The 23,025-nt window shown below is 62.8% G+C and carries 26 protein-coding genes; 2 read left to right on the top strand and 24 right to left on the bottom strand.

The features are described from left to right. Position 1: 1 nt before the first annotated feature. From recA to HU720_RS01745, 22 genes are all read right to left on the bottom strand, one after another. Positions 2-1,069, bottom strand: coding sequence for a recombinase RecA (recA, locus tag HU720_RS01850; protein WP_186516828.1), 1,068 nt, complete (start codon positions 1,067-1,069; stop codon positions 2-4). Between the two features lie 105 nt (positions 1,070-1,174). Beyond that, positions 1,175-1,657, bottom strand: coding sequence for a CinA family protein (locus HU720_RS01845; RefSeq protein ID WP_186516826.1), 483 nt, complete (start codon positions 1,655-1,657; stop codon positions 1,175-1,177). Between the two features lie 59 nt (positions 1,658-1,716). Beyond that, positions 1,717-2,217 carry a lysis system i-spanin subunit Rz gene (locus HU720_RS01840; protein WP_186516825.1) on the bottom strand — a complete coding sequence of 167 codons (501 nt, stop codon included), beginning with the start codon at positions 2,215-2,217 and terminating at the stop codon, positions 1,717-1,719. Next, positions 2,211-2,762 (bottom strand): glycoside hydrolase family 19 protein, encoded by a 552-nt coding sequence (locus HU720_RS01835; RefSeq protein ID WP_186516824.1) that lies wholly within the window; start codon positions 2,760-2,762, stop codon positions 2,211-2,213. Before HU720_RS01835 ends, HU720_RS01840 begins: the two co-directional genes overlap by 7 nt. Positions 2,763-2,939: 177 nt before the next feature. Beyond that, entirely contained in the window at positions 2,940-3,980 is a 1,041-nt protein-coding gene (locus HU720_RS01830) for a contractile injection system protein, VgrG/Pvc8 family (RefSeq protein ID WP_186516823.1), read from the bottom strand. Positions 3,981-4,028: 48 nt separating this feature from the next. Then, entirely contained in the window at positions 4,029-4,235 is a 207-nt protein-coding gene (locus HU720_RS01825) for a tail protein X (protein ID WP_186516822.1), read from the bottom strand. Then, positions 4,210-5,055 carry a phage tail protein gene (locus tag HU720_RS01820; protein WP_186516821.1) on the bottom strand — a complete coding sequence of 282 codons (846 nt, stop codon included), beginning with the start codon at positions 5,053-5,055 and terminating at the stop codon, positions 4,210-4,212. The genes HU720_RS01825 and HU720_RS01820 overlap by 26 nt, the downstream gene beginning before the upstream one ends. Positions 5,056-5,064: 9 nt before the next feature. After that, the gene (locus tag HU720_RS01815) at positions 5,065-6,735 is read right to left on the bottom strand and encodes a hypothetical protein (protein ID WP_186516819.1); all 1,671 of its coding nucleotides are present in this window, start codon (positions 6,733-6,735) and stop codon (positions 5,065-5,067) included. A gap of 140 nt (positions 6,736-6,875) precedes the next feature. Then, positions 6,876-7,178 (bottom strand): phage tail assembly protein, encoded by a 303-nt coding sequence (locus tag HU720_RS01810; protein WP_186516817.1) that lies wholly within the window; start codon positions 7,176-7,178, stop codon positions 6,876-6,878. Positions 7,179-7,189: 11 nt separating this feature from the next. Further along, positions 7,190-7,699 (bottom strand): phage major tail tube protein, encoded by a 510-nt coding sequence (locus HU720_RS01805; protein WP_186516815.1) that lies wholly within the window; start codon positions 7,697-7,699, stop codon positions 7,190-7,192. A 13-nt stretch (positions 7,700-7,712) separates the two neighbouring features. Continuing rightward, positions 7,713-8,879 (bottom strand): phage tail sheath family protein, encoded by a 1,167-nt coding sequence (locus HU720_RS01800; protein ID WP_186516813.1) that lies wholly within the window; start codon positions 8,877-8,879, stop codon positions 7,713-7,715. Positions 8,880-8,957: 78 nt separating this feature from the next. Next, positions 8,958-9,833: a phage tail protein gene (locus HU720_RS01795; RefSeq protein WP_186516812.1), complete on the bottom strand. Its 876-nt coding sequence runs from the start codon at positions 9,831-9,833 to the stop codon at positions 8,958-8,960. A 35-nt stretch (positions 9,834-9,868) separates the two neighbouring features. Further along, complete coding sequence (locus HU720_RS24150; protein WP_238337592.1) at positions 9,869-10,285, bottom strand: phage tail assembly chaperone; 417 nt, start codon at positions 10,283-10,285, stop codon at positions 9,869-9,871. Beyond that, positions 10,282-12,414: a phage tail protein gene (locus tag HU720_RS24145; RefSeq protein WP_186516811.1), complete on the bottom strand. Its 2,133-nt coding sequence runs from the start codon at positions 12,412-12,414 to the stop codon at positions 10,282-10,284. The genes HU720_RS24150 and HU720_RS24145 overlap by 4 nt, the downstream gene beginning before the upstream one ends. Beyond that, positions 12,407-13,018, bottom strand: coding sequence for a phage tail protein I (locus HU720_RS01780; protein ID WP_186516810.1), 612 nt, complete (start codon positions 13,016-13,018; stop codon positions 12,407-12,409). The genes HU720_RS24145 and HU720_RS01780 overlap by 8 nt, the downstream gene beginning before the upstream one ends. 1 nt (position 13,019) lies before the next feature. Beyond that, a complete protein-coding gene (locus HU720_RS01775; protein ID WP_186516809.1) occupies positions 13,020-13,901 on the bottom strand; it encodes a baseplate J/gp47 family protein in 882 nt (293 codons plus the stop codon). Continuing rightward, positions 13,898-14,224 (bottom strand): GPW/gp25 family protein, encoded by a 327-nt coding sequence (locus HU720_RS01770; RefSeq protein ID WP_186516808.1) that lies wholly within the window; start codon positions 14,222-14,224, stop codon positions 13,898-13,900. Before HU720_RS01770 ends, HU720_RS01775 begins: the two co-directional genes overlap by 4 nt. 81 nt (positions 14,225-14,305) lie before the next feature. Next, a complete protein-coding gene (locus tag HU720_RS01765) occupies positions 14,306-14,491 on the bottom strand; it encodes a Com family DNA-binding transcriptional regulator (RefSeq protein ID WP_186516807.1) in 186 nt (61 codons plus the stop codon). 13 nt (positions 14,492-14,504) lie between these two features. Next, positions 14,505-15,086 carry a phage baseplate assembly protein V gene (locus tag HU720_RS01760; protein WP_186516805.1) on the bottom strand — a complete coding sequence of 194 codons (582 nt, stop codon included), beginning with the start codon at positions 15,084-15,086 and terminating at the stop codon, positions 14,505-14,507. Beyond that, positions 15,083-15,580 carry a hypothetical protein gene (locus HU720_RS01755; protein WP_186516803.1) on the bottom strand — a complete coding sequence of 166 codons (498 nt, stop codon included), beginning with the start codon at positions 15,578-15,580 and terminating at the stop codon, positions 15,083-15,085. The genes HU720_RS01760 and HU720_RS01755 overlap by 4 nt, the downstream gene beginning before the upstream one ends. A gap of 11 nt (positions 15,581-15,591) precedes the next feature. Continuing rightward, positions 15,592-15,930, bottom strand: coding sequence for a phage holin family protein (locus HU720_RS01750; RefSeq protein ID WP_186516801.1), 339 nt, complete (start codon positions 15,928-15,930; stop codon positions 15,592-15,594). A 467-nt stretch (positions 15,931-16,397) separates the two neighbouring features. Beyond that, positions 16,398-17,144: a helix-turn-helix transcriptional regulator gene (locus tag HU720_RS01745; protein ID WP_186516799.1), complete on the bottom strand. Its 747-nt coding sequence runs from the start codon at positions 17,142-17,144 to the stop codon at positions 16,398-16,400. A 164-nt stretch (positions 17,145-17,308) separates the two neighbouring features. Between HU720_RS01745 and mutS the strand changes: the two genes are divergently transcribed. Next, positions 17,309-19,882 (top strand): DNA mismatch repair protein MutS, encoded by a 2,574-nt coding sequence (gene mutS / locus HU720_RS01740; protein WP_186516797.1) that lies wholly within the window; start codon positions 17,309-17,311, stop codon positions 19,880-19,882. A gap of 139 nt (positions 19,883-20,021) precedes the next feature. Beyond that, positions 20,022-20,345 carry a ferredoxin FdxA gene (fdxA, locus tag HU720_RS01735; protein ID WP_186516795.1) on the top strand — a complete coding sequence of 108 codons (324 nt, stop codon included), beginning with the start codon at positions 20,022-20,024 and terminating at the stop codon, positions 20,343-20,345. A gap of 562 nt (positions 20,346-20,907) precedes the next feature. Here the strand turns inward: fdxA and rpoS are convergent. Together rpoS and HU720_RS01725 are read right to left on the bottom strand one after the other, a co-directional pair. After that, positions 20,908-21,912: an RNA polymerase sigma factor RpoS gene (gene rpoS, locus HU720_RS01730; RefSeq protein ID WP_186516792.1), complete on the bottom strand. Its 1,005-nt coding sequence runs from the start codon at positions 21,910-21,912 to the stop codon at positions 20,908-20,910. Between the two features lie 104 nt (positions 21,913-22,016). After that, a complete protein-coding gene (locus HU720_RS01725; RefSeq protein ID WP_186516790.1) occupies positions 22,017-22,871 on the bottom strand; it encodes a peptidoglycan DD-metalloendopeptidase family protein in 855 nt (284 codons plus the stop codon). Between the last annotated feature and the right edge of the window lie 154 nt (positions 22,872-23,025).

Below are 23,025 nucleotides of genomic sequence, written 5' to 3'. Positions count from 1 at the left end.
ATCAGACACCGGCTTCGGCGTCAGCCAGGTCGCTGGCATCAGCCTGGGCAGCAGCGGCTTTGCCAGCAGCGGCAGCAGCGCCGGTGGTCAGCAGCTTGTCGCGAATCATCTTCTCGATCTCTGCGCCAATAGCCGGGTTTTCTTGCAGGAACTTGGCAGAGTTCGCCTTGCCCTGGCCGATCTTGTTGCCTTGGTAGCTGTACCAGGCACCGGCTTTTTCAATGAACCCGTGGGCAACACCCAGGTCAATGACTTCACCGTTGCGGTAGATACCCTTGCCGTAGAGAATCTGGAATTCAGCCTGACGGAACGGTGGCGAAACCTTGTTCTTGACGACTTTGACGCGGGTTTCGCTACCCACCACTTCGTCACCTTCCTTGACCGCGCCAGTGCGGCGGATGTCGAGGCGTACCGAAGCGTAGAACTTCAGCGCGTTACCACCGGTGGTGGTTTCCGGGCTGCCGAACATTACGCCGATTTTCATACGAATCTGGTTGATGAAGATAACCAGGCAGTTGGCGTTCTTGATGTTACCAGTGATCTTGCGCAGGGCCTGGGACATCAGGCGGGCTTGCAGGCCGACGTGCATGTCGCCCATTTCGCCTTCGATTTCGGCCTTGGGTACCAGTGCTGCCACGGAGTCGACGATGATCACGTCAACCGCGTTGGAACGCACCAGCATGTCGGTGATTTCCAGGGCCTGTTCGCCGGTGTCGGGCTGCGAAACCAGCAAGTCATCGACGTTGACGCCCAGCTTGCCGGCGTACTCGGGGTCGAGGGCGTGCTCGGCGTCAACGAAGGCGCAGGTAGCGCCGCTTTTTTGCGCTTCGGCGATGACCGACAGGGTCAGCGTGGTTTTACCCGACGATTCCGGGCCGTAGATCTCGACGATACGGCCTTTGGGCAGGCCGCCAATGCCAAGGGCGATGTCCAGGCCCAGCGAGCCGGTGGAGATTGACGGGATGCCCTGGCGCTCGTGATCGCCCATGCGCATGACTGCGCCCTTGCCAAACTGGCGTTCGATCTGACCCAGGGCCGCAGCCAAGGCGCGCTTCTTGTTGTCGTCCATTGAAACCCTCACGTGTTCGACTTTGGCCCTGATGGCCGGAATACCTGTATAAGTAGCCAGTATTATTCCACAGGGATTCGTTTCCGCAAACCCCCGTTAGGCGATTTACTCCCTACCAAGCTGTAACAAGCCGTCTAACGCAGCGATCACCGTCTGTCGGCGTACCGCATCGCGGTCGCCGTCGAAGTGGCGTTGTTCGCTGTGAACACGGCCACCATCGGCCCAGGCTAGCCATACCGTGCCGACCGGTTTTGCCGCAGAACCACCACCGGGCCCGGCGACGCCGCTGACGGCAACGGCAAAACGCGCGCCGCTGGCAGCCTGTGCGCCGCGGGCCATGGCTTCGACCACCTCGCGACTAACCGCACCCACCTCGCCGAACAGTGCCTGCGGCACGCCAAGCTGGCGGGTTTTCTGGGCATTGGAATAGGTGACGTAGCCGGCCTCGAACCAGGCCGAGCTGCCGGGGATGCGGGTGATGGCTTCGGCGATGCCGCCGCCTGTGCAGGATTCGGCGGTAGTGACCTGAGCACTTAAACGCTGCAGGTGCTCGCCCAAGCGGGCAGAAAGAACGGTGATCGGGTCCATGACGGGCTCCAGGCGGTAATGCGCCCTACCCTACCATCCTCATCTGCTCTCGCAAGGCATCACGGTGCCAGCGCCCGCACATAGGCCTGGCAGGCGCGCAAGGCGATCAGTCCCCGGTCACCGCGGTCGGTAATGGCGATAATTCGTTGAGCATGCGCGGGGTCAAGTCGGGCGCGTACGGGGCCATCATCCACGCCGGCGGCGCCGGTGGCGGCGGGCACTGCGGGACAGCCGGCGCCACGTTCGACCAAGACCGACAGGCGCAGATCGGCAGTAGCAAGGCGGTCACGTAGACGAGCTTGAGTATTCTGGGCATCGCTCAGTTCCTTGAAGTGTCTTGCATCAATGTCGCGAACGCGCAGTTCCAGCCCTTCGCGCTGCTCGCGTTCGGCCAGCAGCAAGCCATGCAGCGCCTCGGCCTGATCCAGCCGTTGCTGCACCAGGGCCTGCTCCTGTTGCGCCAGCAGGCGCCCATAACGCCAGGCCTGGGCTTGCCAGGCCAGCACCGCCCCCAAAACCAGAAGCGCCGCGTAGAGACCTGGCTTCCAACGGTTCAGCACAGCACCTCCCGGGCCCTGGCCCAAAGTTGCAGGCGCTCGGCAAGCCCGTTCAGGCCGCCGTTGATATGGCGGGTGATCCGGTTGAATTCGCCTTGGTCTGCCAAGGCATTGAGCCCCCGCGATTGCCAGAACCAGGCCGCCGACTCGCACGCCCAGCGCGGTTGCTCGAGCATCTGCGGCTGGGCCAGCAAACGTTCATCGCCAAACAGCGCGCGGCTGCACGCCTGGTAATTGTTGTGGCCGGTCACCTGGATCAGGCCTCGGCCGCAATAGCGCTGGCCATCGCCATCCGCCTCGGGGGTATTGCCCAGGCGCTTGGCCAGGCTGCCGGTGTCGTAACGGGCCAGGTAGCTATCGCTACCCAACTCCTTCACATAGCGCAGTTGGCCAGACTCATGGCCAACCTGGGCCAGAAACGCCGCAACGCGCTTGGGGTGGTCGATTTCCCAGCGCGCCATGGCCGTGTTCAACGCTGGCAGAAACGCCGTGGCACGCTGGCCGGCGAGGGGGTAGATATCACTGAGTTGCCTTGCAGTCAGCACCATCCGTACATGCTCCATAGCTGTCTGTTCGAACGGCGGCACAAGCCGCCAACGGGTCGCTCAGGGCGATGGCTGGAAGCGCGAGGCTTTCACGGGGTCAACGCCGCCCCCCCTGGCAACAGAGGGTCGACTATAAGGAGTGACACTGGCCGGCCGCAGTGGGAAACGCCGCTCGGGTTTTCAGCCCTGCGCCTTGAGCGCATCGGCCTGGCGGGTCGCACTGCCCTTGGCGCGCGCCTTGCCCTGCTGACCGCCGTTGCACTGCAGCGTGGTGCGCCAGCCGCTGCTGGTGAACACCTGCTCCACCGACTCGATCAGGTACAGGCCGTCGAGCCCGGCCAGAAAGCCGCGCGCCTCGATGCTGCGTTCGGCGAACAGGTCAGTGCGCCCCGGCAGGTCCAGCCGCACACTGGCGGTGTCGCGGTTGAAGCTGGCCAGCCGCGCACGCGCCGCCTGTTCGGCTGCACTGCGGTTGGGGTAAAGGTGGCGGTCGGTATACAGCGGCTGCATGCCGTCGGGCGCCGCTTCGTTGGCCAGTTCCACCGCCTGTACCCGGCCGCTGGCGCTGTCCTGGTGGCGGGTGCGCACAGCTTTGTGGGTGGTGCGATCGGCCAGGCGGAACTGCCACTGGCTGACCTCGGCACGGGTCAGGCTGACCACGCCCAAGGCTTGCCCGCTGGCGCTCTTGCCGCCTTGACGGGGCAGCACCAGCAATTGCCCGTTGGCCAGTTTGGCAGTGCAGTCGTGCAAACGCGCCACGCGGGTGATGAAGTTGAAGTCGGACTCGCTGTACTGGTCGATGCGCGGTATCTGCGTGGTCACCGGGCACACCGCCTGCCAACCGTTGCGGGCGGCGATATCGGCGACGATGCGTTGCAGGGTTACCCCTTCCCAACTGCCGCTGCGGATGGTCTTGCCGCTGCCGCGCAGGTCGCTGGCCTTGCCGCGGATCACCAGGGTATCGGGCGGGCCGGACAGCTCCACCTCATCCACCGTATAGCGCCCCAACAGCGTCAGCGTCTGGCCGCTGTAACCCAGGTGCACGGCCAGCACCGCACCGCGAGCAGGCAGCGCCAGCACGCCGTCACGGGCGTCGATGCGCAGTTCGAATTCGTCCGACTCAAGGCCGGGTTTGTCGGTGGTGCGCATCAGCAACAGGCGGTCGTTGATCAGTGCGGTGATGTCTTTGCCGTCGGCCTGGATACTGAACTCAGGTTTCATGCGTGTGCCTCCCTGGAAGGCCGGCGCGTTGCCGCGCCGCCCTCCTTGTCAGTCCCACAGTTGAAGGGTGTTGCTGGCAGGCGCCGACAGGTCTGGCAGCACGATCAGCACCCCGGTGCGAAAGGGTTGCGCCTCGTCGGCCAAGCCTTGGTTGGCATCCAGCACCGCTTCGACGGTGCCGCTCAAATGCCCGTAGTAGTGCTGGCAGAGGGTGTCCAGCAGGTCACCTTCAGACGTTGTGCAGGTCTTGGCCATAGCTTACGAACTCCAGTGAAAAGCCTTGCTTGGCAGGGATGCCGCCGGCTTGCAGCAGGCTCTGGTTGTCTTCGATGCTGGTCAGGCACCAGTTGCCGAGCACCTCGCCGTAGCCGGTGGTCAGTGACAGGGGCAGCAGTTGCTGGCCGATGCTGCGCAAGGTCTGCAACTGACTCAGCCCACCCTTGAAGCCAGGGAAGATCGTGCCGCTGAGGGAGATGGTCTCATCGCCAAGGCTGACCGCCTGCTGCGCGCTGCCTCGGCCGAGGCGGTCCTGCCCGGCCCAGCGAAACCGTGTCTGCCGGCGCAACTGGTCAAACGCTGCGGTATCGAGGTTGAAGTAGTACGGCGCGGTGCCTGGCTTGAGCGGCTGCAGCACCAGCAGGTGCGGGAACGGCTTGACCGCTTCGGCGGCGGGCGTCACCTGGGGCGCAAAACCCAGGGTCTGCAGCACACCGGTGACGGTTGCACGCACCTCGCCCACCACCCGCCGGATTGCCGCCCCGGCCTTGGCCACGTGGCCGGCAAAGGCATCGATCCGCTCACGCACCTGGCGCACCTTGCCCAGCGTTTGGTCGTATTTGGCGACCACTTTGGTTACCCGTTGCTGCGCCCGGGCAATGGCGCGCATGGTGCGTTGCAGCTTGGCGCCGATGATCGGGCCGACCACCGGCAGGCCCTCAAGCTCGGTCACTGCGCCTTTGACATGGTCGATGGCCTCGTTCATTGGGTCGAGCATGGCGTCGATGCGCTGACGCCCTGCCTCCCCCGCCGCGACCAGAGCGTGCAGCGTGGCTTGCAGCTGCTCCAGATAGGTCATGGGTGCTCCTTAGAGTGCGATGTGGGGGGCGTCGGCCAACTGCACCGAACGCGCCTGGCGCATCAGTTCTTCCAGCTGTCGACGCGCGATGGCCTCCAACTGCTGCAGGACGCTGGGGTCGGACAGGCTGTTGGTGAAGGTGACTGGCATGTTGGCGGTGAAGGTGAACTGCTGGTTGGGGGGCGCAGGGGGCGTTGCAGCCGTTGGCACCGGCGTAGGTATGGCAGATGGCGCAGGGCCAGGCGCAGTAGGGACATCATCGGCACTGCTGCCGAGTACCTTGCCAAGCAAACCGCCGATACTCTCCCCGCCCATGCTGCCGAGCGCGCCGCCGATCAAGCCACCAATCAAGGTGCCGACGACCGGCACAACCGAGCCAATTGCGGCCCCTGCCGCCGCACCCGCAAGGCCTCCACCCAAACCGCCGACAGCCGCGCCGTAGCCTTCGAGTTTTTCATCAGGCGTGGCATCGCTGTTGTAGGTATCGGCCAGTTGCATGCCGGTGGCAAGCACAGACAAAACCGGCACCCGGCGCATCGCCCGGCTGGCCAACGAGGCGCCAGCTGAGCTGGCCGAGGTTTTGCCGGCCAGGCCTGCGAGCGAGGCGGCGCCGAGCACGGCAGAGCCCAATGCCGAGCCAGGTTGCGATGGCGCCGTCGAGGGCTGTGTGGATTGCAGAGATGAAGCAGCTCGCACTTCGTCGTCTTCAAACTCCTCGACCTCTTCCTCTGCCTCTTCCTCCTCTTCCTCCTCTTCTATTTCTTCCTCGTCCTCATACTCTTCCGGCGGCTCGTCATCCTCATCGCGCGACGTTCTAGTGCTGTCATTGGGTCGGCTTGTAGCTTTGGAGCCAGCTGACTTGTCGCTCGGGGCAGGGTCAGCGTAAACCTTGTCATACAGCAGAGCGCCAAATGCCCCACCGATCTCTTCTCCTAACGACTCGCCGATCTTGCCGCCATATTTTTTGGCTTTCTCGTTCTTGGTCAACGCCCCCAGCAGCGTGCCCAATACGCCGCCTGCCAACTCGCCGGCAGCGGCGCCAAGGCCTCTTGCCCTGTCTTGCTCGTTTTCTTCGGTAAGCGCCACAAGCCCTTTACCAAGGGCAGTCGGCCCACCTTCGTGGGCAGCCTCCTTAACGCTGGTCTGCAAATGAGCAGGCATCTTTTTGAACAAACCAACTGCCAGCGTTGCTGCAATCACACCGCCTATGGAGCCGACCACAACACCGGTGTCCGCTTTATCACGGGGGTACGGGGCTGGCGCCTGCCGACTGTCTTTAGCCGCTCCCTGCTCCGATGATTCATTGGCCGGAACAGTGGTTTCCCCCCCAGCCGCAGACTGGCTTTTGCTCTGTGTGGGTACGCCTGCTTCACCGCTATCAGCACTGACGGTCCGAGCCTTCGGCGGCTGCAACGCTATTGCCCTGCGCAGCGCCAGATACCGCCTGCGCAAGCCATCGACTGCATCACTTTCGCGGTGCAGCCGGTCGATCTGTTGTTCATGGGCCCAGGCCTGGTCAATCGCCAGGCGTCGTTCAACCAGGCGCACCTTGTCCAGCTCCAGCCCCAGGCGGATGACCTCGCCGATCAGCCGTCCGAGCCGGGTGCCATCGGCCTGCTTGCGCAGCGCGTCGAGCGCGCTGCCAAGCGAAGCGATGGGGGTGACGCCGAGGGTGAACACTTGTGTGTTCGCCATGCGTTCCTCCTTGTCACGGCGCGAGCCACCAGAGCATGTCGGGGTACGACATGCCCATGATTTCGCTCGCAGAAAAATTCAGCTCGCAGGCCAGCCGCCGGGCGGCGGCCTTCTGCCGGGCTGGGTCAAAGCTCGTCGTCCTGCACCAGGCGAAAGTAGCCGGCTTGCAGGCGGCTGTAGTCCTTGAGCGCCAGCCCTTCGAGGTCCTTGACGCCGACTTCGGCCAGCGAGGCGAACAGGTTCAGTTCGCGCTGTTCGTCGTCCTTGCTGCCGCCCGCCTGGGCGTTGCGGATATCACGCACGGTGGGGGCACGCAGGGTCAGGCTATCAACCTGTACACCATTGGCTTCACTGGCACGGGACAGGCGCACGGTGACTTGCTCGGCACTGAGGTTGAGCCACTGCGGGATTTTTTTCGCTTGAGCCATTTCTGCTCTCCTCACAAGCCCAGGGCGGCGCGCTGGGCGGCCAGTTGGTCGACGCCGTCGATCACCCGCTTCATGCCCATGGCGTCGATCTCGTAGATCAGGCGGCCATCGACTTCGAGCTTGTAGTAGGTCACGCCGACGGTGTGCTTGACCTCGGCCTTGTCGCCGGATTTCCAGTCACCCATGTCGACTTCCTTGAGGGTGCCGCGCAGGGTCACCACCACCGGGTTGACCTGGCCCTTGAGGCCCTTGAAGGCACCGCGGAAGGTGCCGTTGAAGCCGTTGCCATCGGCCAGGCCGAAGAACTTCAGTGCTTCGCGGCGTACGCCGGTGGTGGTGAAGGCGGCTTCCTGTTTTTCCATGCCTTGGTCCATTTCGACCGCCATGTCCATGCCGCCGGGGCGGAACTCTTCCATTTTCAGGGTGAGCTTGGGCAGGGTCAGGCTGGGAACGTCGCCTTGAAAGCTCACGCCATCGACGAACAGGTTCAGGTTGGCCAGTGTTTCGGGAATCATTGCCATGTAAATGCGCTCCTTAAGCGGCGGAATCGAGAACTTCGGTCAGCCACTGGTTGGTGACTTCAACGCGGAAATTGGGGTTTTCGGCAGGCGGTACGTCGGTGAAGCGGATGTTCCAGTACACCTTGCCCTGCTCCAGCTGGCTGGCAGTGTTCAGCTCGGGGTCGGCATAGACCTCGAAGTTGATGATCGCGCCCTGGTTCTTCAGGTCGCGCATGAAGGCTTGCAGGCCTTCGGTGACGTCCTTGACGTAGGTGGCGGTGATGGAGCGGTCGACCGCCCATTTGTGGCCATAGAGGATCGCGTCCATGACGATGTCCATGGTCCGCACGCGGGTGACGAAGGCCCATTTCGGGTCACTGGACAGCGTGCGGTTGCCCCACAGGCGGAAGCCGTCATCGCGAATGATGGTGGCGATGTTGGCGTTGTTGAGCAGGTTGGCGCGGCAGGTGTCGTCGCCATCGAGAAACTCAACGGCGCGGCCGGTGCCGGTGATGCCGACGAACTCCTTGTTCGAAGGCGAGGCCCAGAAGCCGTACTCGCGGTCGGTCCAGGCGAACAGGCCGGCTACCCACGCAGAACCCGGCGCATCCACGGTGGCGGCCTGCTCGGTGTCCCAGTAGCGCACGCCTGGGTCGACCAGGAAGGCGCGCTTGGCGCCGAAGTTTTCGGCATAGGCGATGGCCGCCTCGTCGGTGGTATTGGGGCCATCGATGATGGCAATGGCGCGCAGCTTGTCGGCCAGGGCCACCAGCGCGGTGCCGACCGCTTGGGTGGCACTGTGTTTGGGGGCTGCCAGCAGGCGTGGCTGGGCGTTGAAACGGCTCTTGCCGTCCAGCAGCGCCTGCAAACCGGTGCGCTTGCCGTCGGCCAGCACGCTGCCGATGATCGCCGAGGTCTGCTCGGCCGGGTCGCTGAGCTTGGCCACGCCGCAGGCAACAATGACCGCCTTGGCGCGGCTATAGATGGCGCGGCAGGCACGGGTGATGGCGGCATCCGGGCCGAATGCCGCGACCGCTTCGCGCTCGCTGGTGATCAGGATCAGGTCGTTGGCCTTGGCGGTAGCGCCCGGGCCCTCGGTGAAGGTATCGACCAGGCCGATGATCGAGGACGAAGGCAGCGCGATGCTGCGTGCGCCGGTGTCGACGTTGGTCACGGTGACGCCGTGGAAGAATCCACTCATAGGGGTTTTGCTCCAGATTCAGATATGAAAAGGCCCCGCGGGTGCGGGGCCTTGAGGGGAAGAAGTGTTTTGCAACACTCAGATAAGTTTGATACGCACGGGCTGAGCGATGTTTCGAGGGCGTGTAATGCCGAAATTGTTTGGTGCGTTCACAGCCTTACCAGCTGAGCCCCCACCTATACCTATAAACGTCGCACCCGCGCCGTACTCATCAACATTCATAGGGTCGAGACCTGCCCTGGCAGCCGCCTCGTTCTCAGGTGTAGTGGGGTTATAGAGGCCTGTCACGGTCCCTGTCTGGACGGTGGAGTCCAGAACCTGCACGCTACCCAACTGCCGGGCACCCGGTTGGCGCCCTACATCAAGGCCTCGAGTCTCGTCGAAACCCCTGATGAACTCACCGCGCAAGTCGGGCAGGCGGAACAGCGTGCTTTCGTCCCCAGAGGTCCAGCAGCCCTCCATTCCCGTGCGTCCGGCTTCAGTGACAAGCATCCCCGATTGCTGGGCGTAGTCCCACAACCAGGGCCAGTCAGCGCGGTTCAATAAAGCGGCATCAGGAGTACCCCAACCTCCGGGGTTCAATGCGGTCGACGCGTCGTAGGCAACGCGCCCCACTGCAGTTTTGTCGAGTCTGTCGATAAGCACCCAGCTACCCGCGCCGTCGCTGCGCAGGTGCCAGAAATCTCCGCCGCCCAGCACCATGCAGAATGGATATCCCTCGGACCGCAAGTGAGTGTGAAACTTGATGCGTTCGCCATCTGCTGCATACACCAACAAACGATTCGCGCTGTTGTCTACGCGCTGGACACGCACGTCCATAGGCCGAGTGGCCAGGGGCAAGGTAACTTTGAGCTGGCCTGCCGATGCATCTGCGAGAACAAATCCCGTTTCTTGTGCCGTAAGCACTCTATTTGCGCGTACAACGCTATTGTTAACGCCCTGAACGGCGAGCATGCCGCTTTCGATCAAGGCGAGGGAATCAGCCCGACTCATTGCACACCCCCGATAAAATCAAGGAACTTAGGTGCAAAAGGGCGAGCGGAGGCGTCTGGAAAACTCTCGGACTGGGGCCAATCGCGCAAGGCCTGCAGGTACACTAACAGCTCGCTGAACTGCCCAGCAGACAGTGTATTGCCCGCGCCGATTTCCATCTGGTCGCGGTGCCGGTCACGCAGCCACACCATCCCAGACAACTCGGCATCACGCCATTGTCGCTCAGTGTCTGCCGAGGGCGGCATATAAAACTCTTGTTGCTCAGCGCTCCAGAAATAAGCTGTACTTTCAGGTGCTGCCGGAACTTCAATGTAGCCGCGCTCTGCAAGCTCGTTGCGGTCTTTTACAGGGTCGCCGACCCAACTGCCGAAGAACTGCCCGGACGGCAGGCAATAAAACATCTGCACGATCATGGTTTGATCCTCACTCGAAGCTTCCAGTTAGCCAGGACGCTGTTCATAGCTGCGCCCGTTGTTTTGACCGGCAGAGCCCACAATGAAGCGCTGGCACCGCACCCGATAGTCACAGTGCTAGCGGTGGCGTCGTAGGCATAGAGGCCAGTGGTTGATGCCGTTCCAGCGTTGTCCTGCATGAACGAGCCACGGTTAAGAACCTCACCCGGTAGCCATCCTCCTTGAGCAACTACACACTCCCACAGGAACTCAATGGCATCTAGCGCTGGGACGTAGCCGAGGTTGTGAGTGACAACCAATTGCCCCCCGCCAGCGACCTGCAACCCTTCGGAAAGAAAGCCTGAGCGTAACTCTTTAAGATATTTCGATGTCACGGCTGCTTGGTCGTCCAAGCCTTCTAGAACTTGGCTGCGCGTCGCAAGGGTGACCACTCCGAGGGTTTGTTGTGTCGCTTGGCCAGCCAAGGGCTGGAGTGCAGCGACGTCAACGTTTCCCTGATTTACCGGAGCATTCCACGCCTTGATGCACCACATCACCGCGAGATTGCGTGGCCGGGTTTCTGCCGCAGTCCTAGGCGCACCATTGATACCGTCAGCAATTGGCTTACCAACCGACTGGAGGTTGCCAAGCGTGCTTCCGGGGTTCATTGCAAAGCCACCGCCGGTGCGAGTCGCCCACAAAGCGCTAGCACCCACATCGGCGTCAGGACCGTGTTTGTGACCTTGAAAAGCGTCCGACTGGGCAGAACCAAGCTCACGCCCAGCATCCACATCCCGCCCATGATCCCACCCACGCAAAAACTCCCCGCGAGTATCCGGCAGCCTGAAGAACCCAGCCCCTTCGTCGCCCTTGTCAAACGCCCCACCCAGATACGCCGCCAAGTCCGGATAAACCGCCGCACTGTGCGCACGACCATCCACCTCCAGAAACCCCGCAGGCACCGTGCCGCGCGGAAACGGCAGCATGGTCCCGACCGGCAGCGCCAACGCTGTCTTGAGCAACTCCTGGGTTTCCGCCTTGGTGTAGGTATTGGCCGTCTGGAACCCGCTGAACGCGAGGATTTCCACCGCATCCCCCAAGGCACACGGGGTGCGCAGGATGATCTTGGCGCCATCAGCCTGGTAGTCCGTCACCTCACGGCCGTTGCGCAGCACGATGGTGCTACCGATGGTGTGCGGCACGTTGAACGTGGTCTGCCCCACCGAAGCCTCGAACGAGAAACGCTCGAACGCCTTGCCAGCACCAACGCCACCACCCAGCTGGAAATACGTGCCGTCGTAATTGAGGTCGTACAGCGCGCCAGCACGAATATCCCCGGCGAACAGGTCCACCAGCCCTGCGCTGTCGGCCTTTTTCACCGGCACGGCGGCGAGGCCATTGACCTTGGCCGTTACCGCGCCGGTATTGCTGGCGCTGGCCTGGAACTGGAAGCGCTGGCCGGCGGCATAGGCCGTGAGCGCCGCTTCCCCGCTCTTGAGCTTGAGCACCAGCGCATTGGCGGTGCCGGTGGCGGTGCCCAGCCAGGCCAGTTGCCCGGCATCCTTGGCCACATCGGCACGGCGCAGGTATTGCGGGTGCGGGTCGGTGGCCTCGATGTGTGCCTTGATCTGGTTGCGGGCATACAGCTCGGCCGCTTCGCGCGCCTTGTCGGCGTAATCGCGGGTGGCCAGCACGATGCTGGGGTCGATCTTCAGGGTGACGTTGGCCAGGTTGCCGAACACCACGTGCATGCGGATGGTCTGGGTACGCCCCGACCCTTGCGCCAGCAGGGGCTTGTAGCTCGGTGCAGGCTTGGCCACGGCGATGAAGTTGCCGTTGGCGTCTTCCAGCGCCAGCTCGCGGATCCACCAGCCGCCGGTTTCCGGTGGCAGCACCAGTTCGGCCACCAGCACATTGGGGTCGGCTGGGGAGGTGTACAGCGCGTTGAGTTGCGCCCGGTAAACCTGGCGTACCAGTGCCGCCTGGGTAGGTTTCGGCGTAGGGTCCGGGGTTTGCGAAGGTTCGCCGCCGGCATCGCCGATCAGCATGTGGGTGATGTTCCAGGGCTGGCCGAGCGCGGCAGTATTGGCCTGCTGCGCGATGCCAACGTTGGTCAGGAACCCACCGAATTGAGTGGTTGTGTTAGCCATTGAGGTAGATGTCCAGTATGTCCAGAGTGTGATCGTTCACCCGGTGGGGAGCGGCCAGGTGCACGTCGATGTCCGCCGCTTCCCAGGGGTACACCTCGAGCAGTTCGCCATCGCTGACGGCCAGCGCCTGGTAGGCCGGGATCAGGCTTTCCAGGCTGATATCCAGGCCGATCAGGTGACGGCTGACGGGCTTGGCGTCCTCGAACAGGCGGCTGAGTTCCAGGAAGGTGTCCTGGTCGATGCCGGCCTCTTCCACGCCGACCTTGAGGCTGAAGGTGCCGGGCGGGCCCGGTGGGTTGAGCTGCCACCATTCGCGCACCTCGATCAGGTAGCCGAACGGCTCGACCACCCGGCGCAAGGCGCCGAGGGTGCCTTTGTGGGCATGAACGAAGAAGGCCGAGCGGATCACCGAACGCTTGATCAGCTCGCTCCAGTTGTCGTCCCAGCGGTCCACCGACCAGGCCCAGGCCAGCTGATAAAGCAAATGCGCGGGGCAGGTGTCGGGGTTGTAGAGCGCGCGTAGGCCGGCCTTGAGGTCGTCGTCGGCGGCCACCTCCAGGGCGCGCTCCAGGGGCGTGTGGTTGAGCGGCAGAAGGCTTTGCATCTCAGCCTCCCCGGGTCAGGTCGAAGCCTGTGCACCAGGCGGCCTGGGCCTTGGTCGGCTGCAGGTCGACCCAGTCGATCAGCTCGACCCGGCTGACGCCGTCGATATGCAGCAAGGCATCGATGCCAGAGCGCGCCACCTCGACGCCCAAGCGCCGACGGGGGTTGACCGAAGCCGCCAGGCGGCGCCGGCACTCGGCCAGAATCGCCTCGTACTCCGGGCCGCTGCCGGCCATGTGCAGCACCGCCTGGATGCGATACGGCAGAATCTCGGCGCTGCGCACCGCGACCCGATCAGCCACCGGGCGTATATCGTCGTCGTTGAGGTAAGCCGCAACTTCCGCCACCAGTTCGGCGCTGGCGCTGCCATCGCCTTCAAAGCTCAGCACGGTGATGTCTACCACCGCAGGCGACGGGCTTTCTGCAGTGGCATCGGCCACCTGGCCGGAGGCGTTGCGGGCATGCAGGATGTAGCTGTTGCGCGGGCCCGCAGTGGTCAGGCCTTCGTAGACCAGTTGCACCCGCTCGCGCAGGGCATCGTCGGTTTCCAGCAGTTGCATGACCGGCGGCGTGGCAGTGAGGTCTTCGGCCTGGATTTCCAAGCGTTGCAACCCCACGTTGGCCGCCAGTTGCGCAAGGTCGCGGCCCTCGGCATAGGCCAGCAGCAGGGCCTTGGCGGCATCGTTGATGCGCGCCCGGTTGAGCAGCTTGCGGTAGGCACCGACCTCCAGCAGCTTGGTCACCGGGTCGCTCTCAAGGCTGGCGTTCCAGCTGTCGCCCAGTTGCATGCGGAAGGTGTCCAGGTCCTGCTGGTAAAGCTCCTCGAAATCGAGGTCTTCAAGCAGTTGCGGGGCCGGTAGTTTCGACAGGTCGACCTGGCTCATACGTTCACCTCCACCAGCATGTCGTCGCCAAGGTAGCGGCCGCTCAGGGCCAGGCTGACCTGGCCATCAAGTACCGCCACCACCCTCACCCGCTCCAGCGCCAGGCGCGGTTCCCAGCGGCCCAGGGCGCGGGCCACTTCGGCCTGCACGGCGCTTTTCCAGCCGGCGTTGACCGGGAGGTCGATGTAGCGGCGCAGCTGGCTGCCGTAGTCGGGGCGCATGCGCCGGCTGCCCAATGGGGTGGTGAGGATGTCTTCGATGGATTGGCGCAAATGGGCAACGCCGTTCAAGGGTTGCCCGGTACGGCGGTCCATGCCGATCAAGGGGCACCTCCCGACGCAGGCGTATCCGTGTGGACAGGCATTAGCGTTCTCCTGACAGCAAAGCGCGCAGGCTTGTGCTGTTTATTGCAGCGAGGAATGGGGCGCGGCGCGGGCCGCGGTCATGTCGCTCTCAGGCGATCGCTCGGGGCTCGTGGCCCTGGCATGGTTCAAGGTGCCGCAACGCGGGCACTTGATCTGCAGTTCGGTAAACCCGCCCACACGGGCGAGCAGTCGCGTGCATGTGCCGCAACGAAAATCCTTGAGCATGTGCGCAACCTGTCTAGTGCTTGTGGTTGGCCGTGTTGCCGGCGGTATCGATGATCCGCCCGGCGCCGTTGATGTCGCCGCTGACGGCAAGCGCGCCGTTGACCGCAACCTGGCCGGTCAGGGTGATGTTGGCGGCGTCCAGGCTGATGGCGTTTGCCTTCAAAGTGATGGCGCCATCGTTGACCTGTAAAACGCTGCCGGCCACGGTGATGGTGGCGTTGCCCGCGGGCAATTGGATGTCGTAGCTACCGGCCTGCCAGTCGTAGCTCAGCGAGCCGCCGTCGTCGAAGTGCCAGGCCTCGACATGGGCGCGGTTGTCAGGCGCGGCACCCGCGTTGCCATAAAGGCCGGCAACGAACGTACCTTGGGCCGGCTCACCACTGGGGCTGACTAGCACGCCCTGCTCGTCCAGGCTGGGCGCCCGCCAGTGCCGGGCCTTGCCGGCGGCAAGCGAATGCCAGCGCACCCAGGCGCTGGTCCAACCGCCCCCGTCCGATACCCGCACCCGGGCGGCGGCCAGGTCGACGGCAACGACCCGGCACGGGATCACCAGGCTGGCCAGCATGCGATCGTGCATGGCGCTGGCGTAGCTCATGCCAGGTCCTCCGGTTTGACGTATTTGTCCTCGTTGCCCAGCCCGGTATCCGGGGCGAAGCCCAGCATCAGGCTGCACGGTGGTTGGTCCGGCCACTCCCAGCGCGGCTCGCCGAGCAGCACCGGCTGCTCCCAGCGCACCTTCCATTGCAGGCCTTGGTACTGCGCCTGCACATTGCGCGTCGCCTCGACGAACTCCAGGCCCCACAGTTGCTGGCGCAGCAGGTCTAGCAATTGCGCGGCCAGCTCGCTGCCCTGCAAGCGCGCATCGCCGCTGGCGGCATCGGTGGTGATATCGGCCTCGAAGGTCACGGCCAGCACCGAGCGGCCATCGCGCGGTGCAGTGTCGGCGACCATGCTGACAATGCCGTGGCGCAGCGCCGGCAGTGCCGGGCTGCCAGCGGCGCTCGAGTCGGCCATGACGGACGCAAGGCCCGGCATTGCCTCACGAATGGTGGCGGTCAACGTCGCTTGTAGCGTCGAAAGCTCGCTCATGCGTCCTCCTGTTATCGTTCATTACCGTCTGCCGGCAGTTGCAGGCCCAGGCGCCGTGCAGCCCAGCGCTCATAAAGGTTGATGGCGACATCTGCGCCGGCCATGGCGGTCAGGCAGCCAAAGGCGCTGGCGCTCCAGATCGACATGCCGGTGGCATACAGCAGCATGACTGTCGATACGCCGCAGACCATGCAGGCCCCCGAGCGCAGCGCCAGCCGCCGGATCAAACCCCAGCCGCGGGCGCCAGCCTTGTCGGCGCGCCACATTTCGCCAGACAGACCGCCCAGCAATGCCAGGACGATCACCAGCCAGAGCGGCATTTCCAGCAACGCCTGTTGCTCGTTCGTCACTGTCCTGTCTCCTGTGTGATGCCCGCCGGCGACATGCCGACGGTGCGTGTTGTGCAATAACTCGGCATTCCACAAGGCCCGGCTCGCCAGGCCTTGCAGTAATGCGCGGTTCAACCGCCGGCCACGACTGGTGACGCCGTGCGGTTACGCTTCAAATTGATGACTCCGACCGCGGCCGCCTGCCCGCCGGATAACTGTTCGTGGTGCTTTACGCTGCACACCCGGGCCAGTTGCCAACCCTCTGAACAGTTGAGGCCTGTTCATCGCTGCCTGTGTAACAACCGGTTGCTGCCCGGCTTGAGACACAGGTCATGCATTGATGCATATGCAGTCAATGCATTTATTCAACATTTTATGCATTTGATTTTGCTGAAATGCATGAAGTCCATGCACTACGCGGTGTGTAGGGCTTTTCTGCAGACGAAAAAAAACCCGCCGAAGCGGGTTTGTGTGGATGCAAGCCGGGGTCAGCGGGCGTACATGCCCCACCAGAACACGTGGCCGAGCACGCTGATCTGCTCATCCTGCATCTGCTGGAAGCTGTAGTCCTCGTCGGGGTGCTCGTCGCGGTTGAAGCTGCGCAGGCGAATGCCGGTCGGCAGGCGGTACACCTGTTTCACCCGCAACTGGCCATTGTGGTTGATGGCATAGAGGTCGCCGTCGATGATGTCGCCCACGGTACATTTACCGGTATTCACCCCCACCGTGGCGCCGTCGCGCAGCACCGGCAGCATGCTGTTGCCGCGCACCGTCACGCACTTGGCGTTATCGAACTGCACACCATTGTGGCGCAGGCTGCGCTTGCCGAAGCGCAAGCGGGCGTGCTCGCTTTCTTCGATGACGAATCTTCCTGATCCTGCTGCCAACTCGACCTCTCGAAGAAAAGGAACCGATACCTCGTCATCCTCGACGGGGGTGTCATCGTCCCACAGGCTGATGTCGCTCAGTGCCGAATGGCCAGCGGTGGCCGCCGGCGTTTCACGCGACTCGCCAAGCTCGGCACGGCCGCGCAACTGATCGGTACTCACGCCAAAGTACTCGGCGATCTTCGACACGTGCTTATCGGACGGGTCGACGATTTTCTCGCTGAGAATGCGCGAAAGCGTGGATTGCGGTACGCCCGTGCGCCGGTGCAGCTCTGTCGGGGACAGGCCGTGGCGGTCGAGCAGCGCTTTGAGTGTGGAGGCTACGTTGCGTTTTTGCATAACGTGCATAATGCGTTTACATAAAATGGAATGCAATGGTTGCGGGTGGATTCACTGCAAATGAGCGTGGATGCGCAGATTTGTCCTACCCGCGGCGCCTGCAATGGGTAGGAAAAGCCTGTACCATTCCCCGTTTCGCAATTGCCACCAGATCACCTGCTTCAAGGCCCCGAATGTCCGATCTCTCCGCACACACCCCGATGATGCAGCAGTACTGGAAGCTGAAAAACCAGCACCCAGACCAGCTGATGTTCTACCGCATGGGCGACTTCTACGAGATCTTCTACGAAGATGCAAAGAAGGCCGCGAAACTGCTGGATATCACCCTGACCGCCCGTGGGCAGTCGGCGGGCCAGTCCATTCCGATGTGCGGAATTCCGTTCCACTCGCTCGAAGGCTACCTGGCCAAGCTGGTCAAGCTTGGCGAGTCGGTGGTGATCTGCGAGCAGGTTGGCGACCCAGCGACCAGCAAGGGGCCGGTGGAGCGCCAGGTGGTGCGTATCATCACCCCCGGAACTGTCAGCGACGAAGCGTTGCTCGATGAACGCCGCGACAACCTCATTGCCGCGTTGCTGGGTGACGAGCGCCTGTTCGGGCTGGCGGTGCTGGATATCACCAGCGGCAACTTCATCGTGCAAGAGATCAAAGGCTGGGAAAACCTGCTGGCCGAGCTTGAGCGGCTGAACCCGGTCGAACTGCTGATCCCGGATGACTGGCCACAGGGCCTGCCTGCCGAGAAACGCCCAGGTGCCCGTCGCCGTGCGCCGTGGGACTTTGATCGTGATTCGGCGCGCAAGGCGCTGTGCCAACAGTTCGCCACCCAGGACCTCAAGGGTTTTGGCTGCGACAAGCTGACCCTGGCCATCGGCGCCGCCGGCTGCCTGCTGACCTACGCCAAGGAAACCCAGCGCACCTCGCTGCCGCACCTGCGCAGCCTGCGCCACGAGCGCATGGACGACACCGTCATCCTCGACGCGGCCAGCCGTCGTAACCTGGAGCTGGACATCAACCTGGCCGGTGGCCGCGACAATACCTTGCAGTCGGTCATCGACCGCTGCCAGACCGCCATGGCCAGCCGCTTGCTGACCCGCTGGCTGAACCGCCCGCTGCGCGACCTCAAAGTATTGAAGGCGCGCCAGGACTCGATCCGCTGCCTGCTCGATGGTTATCGCTTCGAAAAGCTGCAACCGCAGCTCAAGGAAATCGGCGACCTCGAACGTATTCTGGCGCGCATTGGCCTGCGTAATGCTCGCCCGCGCGACTTGGCGCGCCTGCGTGATGCCTTGGGCGCACTGCCCGAACTGCAAAATGCCATGGCCGAGCTGGAAGCACCGCACCTGGCACGCCTGGCGGCCATCACCGGCACCTACCCGGAGCTGGCTGGCCTGTTGGAGCGGGCGATCATCGATAACCCGCCTGCGGTGATCCGCGATGGTGGGGTGCTCAAGACCGGTTACGACCCCGAGCTGGACGAGCTGCTGGCCATGAGCGAAAACGCCGGCCAGTTCCTCATCGACCTAGAAGCACGCGAAAAGGCCCGCACCGGGCTTGCCAACCTCAAGGTCGGCTACAACCGCGTGCATGGCTACTTCATCGAGCTGCCCACCAAGCAAGCCGAGCAGGCGCCGGCCGATTACATCCGCCGCCAGACCCTCAAGGGCGCCGAGCGGTTCATCACCCCGGAGCTCAAAGCCTTCGAAGACAAGGCGCTGTCGGCCAAAAGCCGTGCCTTGGCCCGCGAGAAGATGCTCTACGACGCCCTGCTCGAAACCCTCATCGGCCACTTGGCGCCGTTGCAGGACAGCGCCGCAGCACTGGCCGAACTGGATGTGCTGAGCAACCTGGCGGAGCGTGCGCTCAACCTGGACCTGAACTGCCCGCAATTTGTCGACGAACCATGCCTGCGTATCGAGCAAGGCCGTCACCCGGTTGTGGAGCAAGTGCTGACCACGCCGTTCGTGGCCAACGACCTGGGCCTGGACGACAGCACGCGCATGTTGATCATCACCGGCCCGAACATGGGCGGTAAATCGACCTACATGCGCCAAACCGCCTTGATTGTGCTGATGGCACACATCGGCAGCTTCGTGCCGGCAGCGGCGTGCGAGCTGTCGCTGGTCGACCGCATCTTCACCCGTATCGGCTCAAGCGACGACTTGGCCGGTGGCCGCTCGACCTTCATGGTCGAGATGAGCGAAACCGCCAATATTCTGCACAACGCCACCGACCGCAGCCTGGTGCTGATGGACGAAGTGGGCCGTGGCACCAGCACCTTCGACGGCCTGTCGCTGGCGTGGGCGGCTGCCGAGCGGCTGGCCCAGTTGCGCGCCTATACCCTGTTTGCCACGCACTATTTCGAGCTGACCGTGCTGCCCGAGAGCGAGCCGCTGGTGGCCAACGTGCACCTGAACGCCACCGAGCACAACGAGCGCATCGTGTTCCTGCACCATGTGCTGCCCGGCCCCGCCAGCCAGAGCTACGGCCTGGCCGTGGCGCAACTGGCCGGGGTTCCTGGCGCGGTGATCCAGCGTGCCCGCGAGCATCTGGGCCGGCTTGAAACCGCAAGCCTGCCCCACGACGCGCCACTTGCCAGCAAGAGCAAGGGCGAGCCAAACGTGCCGCACCAGAGCGACCTGTTCGCCACCCTGCCCCACCCGGCCATCGAGAAGCTGGGCAAGCTGGCGCTGGACGACATGACGCCGCGTGAAGCTATCGAAATGCTATATCAACTAAAGAACCTGTTATAACGGCCGCCCGCGCAAGCTGGTAGAATCCGGCGCGGTTTGCGCGTGCTGCGGGCTCCTAGCCTGGCCTGCAGCCACAATCGCGAACCGCGCTGCCCTGCAAGGAAGGGCACGCTGCCGTCGCCTGAGGAGAAAATTAGAAATGACCTTCGTCGTCACCGACAACTGCATCAAATGCAAGTACACCGACTGCGTGGAAGTCTGTCCGGTGGACTGCTTCTACGAAGGCCCGAATTTCCTGGTGATTCACCCGGACGAGTGCATCGACTGCGCGCTGTGCGAGCCTGAGTGCCCGGCCCAGGCCATTTTCTCCGAGGATGAGATTCCTGCTGGCATGGAGAACTTCATCGAGCTCAACGCAGAGCTTGCGGAGATCTGGCCGAACATCACCGAGAAGAAAGACGCGCTGCCTGACGCTGCAGAGTGGGATGGCAAGCCTGGCAAGGTTGCCGACCTGGAGCGCTAAGCGCCCAGAAACGAAAAAGGCCCGCAAGGGCCTTTTTTCGTTTTCTGCAGGCAAAAAAAGGGGCGGTATGACCCGCCCACATTTTTTCCGTAGTCCCTGTATATCCCACTCATCGTCCTGATGAATCGCGTCTTGCGATGTCCTTGGCCTTCATCCTGAAAGCCTGTGTCTGTCCCTGGACACAGTTCGAATACTAGCGGCTTTCACGCGGCGTTCAAGGGGTGAACTTCTCGGGGAAATACTTGTGACACGATTTGTTAAATCAATAAATCCTCTAAATTTCAATCACTTGTGAAATTACAGGCATTGGAAACGACATTGATTTACTAACCCTTACGCCGTTCTCCTACGTCACGAGTAAGCAAAAGCTTACACATCATGCAACAACGGTGGATAAGCACATATTTCACCATTTACTGCCAACCACTCAGGTGGTTTCGGGGCTAGCCCGCTCGCCACCAAGAGATTTATCGGGGTCGAGCAATTGCCCAGCAACAAGTGCAGGCCGCCGCAAACGAAAACGCCCCGATATGATCGGGGCGCTCTTCGACTGCCGGGCGAATTACTGGAACAGCGACTCGCTGGACAGCCCGTTCTTCTCGAGAATCTCACGCAGGCGCTTCAGGCCCTCGACCTGGATCTGCCGCACCCGCTCACGGGTCAGGCCGATTTCCAGGCCAACGTCTTCAAGGGTGCTGCTTTCGTGGCCGCGCAGGCCGAAGCGGCGCACCACCACCTCACGCTGCTTGTCGGTCAACTCGCCCAGCCACTGGTCGATGCTCTGCGACAGGTCGTCGTCCTGCAGCAGCTCGCATGGGTCAGTGGGGCGGTCATCGGTGAGGGTGTCGAGCAGGGTCTTGTCGGAGTCCGGCCCGAGGGACACGTCAACCGAAGATACCCGCTCGTTCAGCCCAAGCATGCGCTTGACCTCCGCGACCGGTTTTTCGAGCAGGTTGGCGATTTCTTCAGGCGACGGTTCGTGGTCGAGCTTTTGCGTCAGTTCCCGCGCAGCCCGCAGGTAGACGTTGAGCTCTTTGACCACGTGGATCGGCAGGCGGATGGTGCGGGTCTGGTTCATGATCGCCCGCTCGATGGTCTGACGAATCCACCAGGTGGCGTAGGTCGAGAAGCGGAAGCCGCGTTCAGGGTCGAACTTTTCTACGGCGCGAATAAGGCCAAGGTTGCCTTCTTCGATCAGGTCTAGCAGCGATAGGCCGCGGTTGACGTAGCGGCGGGCGATTTTCACCACCAGGCGCAGGTTGCTTTCGATCATGCGCTTGCGGCCGGCTGGGTCGCCTTTTTGCGAGAGCCGCGCAAAATGCACTTCTTCCTCTGGCGAAAGCAGGGGCGAGAAGCCAATTTCGTTGAGGTACAACTGGGTCGCATCAAGCGCCCGGGTGTAGTCGATGTACTTGTGCTGTTTGAGCGATGCGCTCTGTTTTGACTTAGTTCGAACCGGTGCAACAGGTTCGTCTGACACCACATCCGTATCCAAAACGATGCCGGTCTCCATCAGGAGGAGGTCATCGTCGATGTCAAACTCCGGCACTTCTTTGCTGAGAGCCATTGTTATAGTCCTTTGCTGAGTTCGAACTCAGACTCGAGCGTCACCCTTCCGTGGCAGCGCTGGAGCCTGTCCCCTCTACATCCAAGGAACAGGCCGGAACAGGATCAACGGCGTGGCAAGAACTGAAGCGGATCGACGGGTTTGCCCTGGCGGCGAATCTCAAAATGCAGTTTCACCCGATCAGTGCCCGTAGACCCCATTTCTGCGATTGTCTGCCCTGCCTTGACCTGCTGCCCCTCCCGAACCAAAAGCCTGCGGTTGTGACCGTAGGCACTGACGTAGGTATCGTTGTGCTTGATGATGATCAGCTCGCCGTAGCCCCGCAATCCACTACCGGCGTAAACCACTGCTCCATCAGACGCAGCAAAAACAGGCTGTCCCAAATCCCCGGCGATATCAACGCCTTTATTCAAACTACCGTTTGAAGCAAATTTTCCAATCAGCACGCCGTTTGCCGGCCACGTCCAGCCGCCTACGGCGCGCTCTGCAGCCGGTACGGTTGCAACCGTTTGCGTCGACGAGGAAGTCGCGGTGTTGGCAGTTTTGCCATTATTCGAAGCGGGCGCAGTAGTGGCAACTGGCCGACGAATGACCGTTGTCTTGCTCGACGAAGAGGGGCTGGAGGAGACCGTTGTGCTGCCACCTGCGGCACTGCTGAAACGGATCGCCTGGCCCGGCCGGATGGTATAGGGGGCCGGAATGTTGTTGCGCGCGGCCAGTTCCTTGTAGTCCCAGCCATAGCGAAACGCGATGGAGAACAGCGTATCGCCTGGCTTGACGGTGTGCTGGCCGGAGGTGACGGTGGGGCGCTTGGGCGCCGCGTTATTGCGGTCGACCACCCGCGCACCGCTGGAGCCTGTGCTCGAGCAGCCGGCCAACAGGGTTCCCATGGCCAGCGCAATCACCAGAAGCTTCAAAACCGAACGATCCTTGCGCTGCCGAACGACTGTGTGACCCACCCGCGCTCCCCTCATGGTGCCGAAAAATAACAATATGAAATGCAATATTGTTGCAATTATAACCGAGCCGCGCTGATGCGGTGGCCCAGTGTGTGCTGCGATAAGCGCCAGCCTCGCCGAATAGACAGGGCTGGTGCGCAGGAATTCGTCTGTG

The sequence above is a fragment of the Pseudomonas sp. SWRI51 genome, from assembly GCF_014268825.1.
GTDB lineage: Bacteria > Pseudomonadota > Gammaproteobacteria > Pseudomonadales > Pseudomonadaceae > Aquipseudomonas > Aquipseudomonas farsensis.
This window is presented reverse-complemented; position numbering and strand designations above follow the sequence as displayed.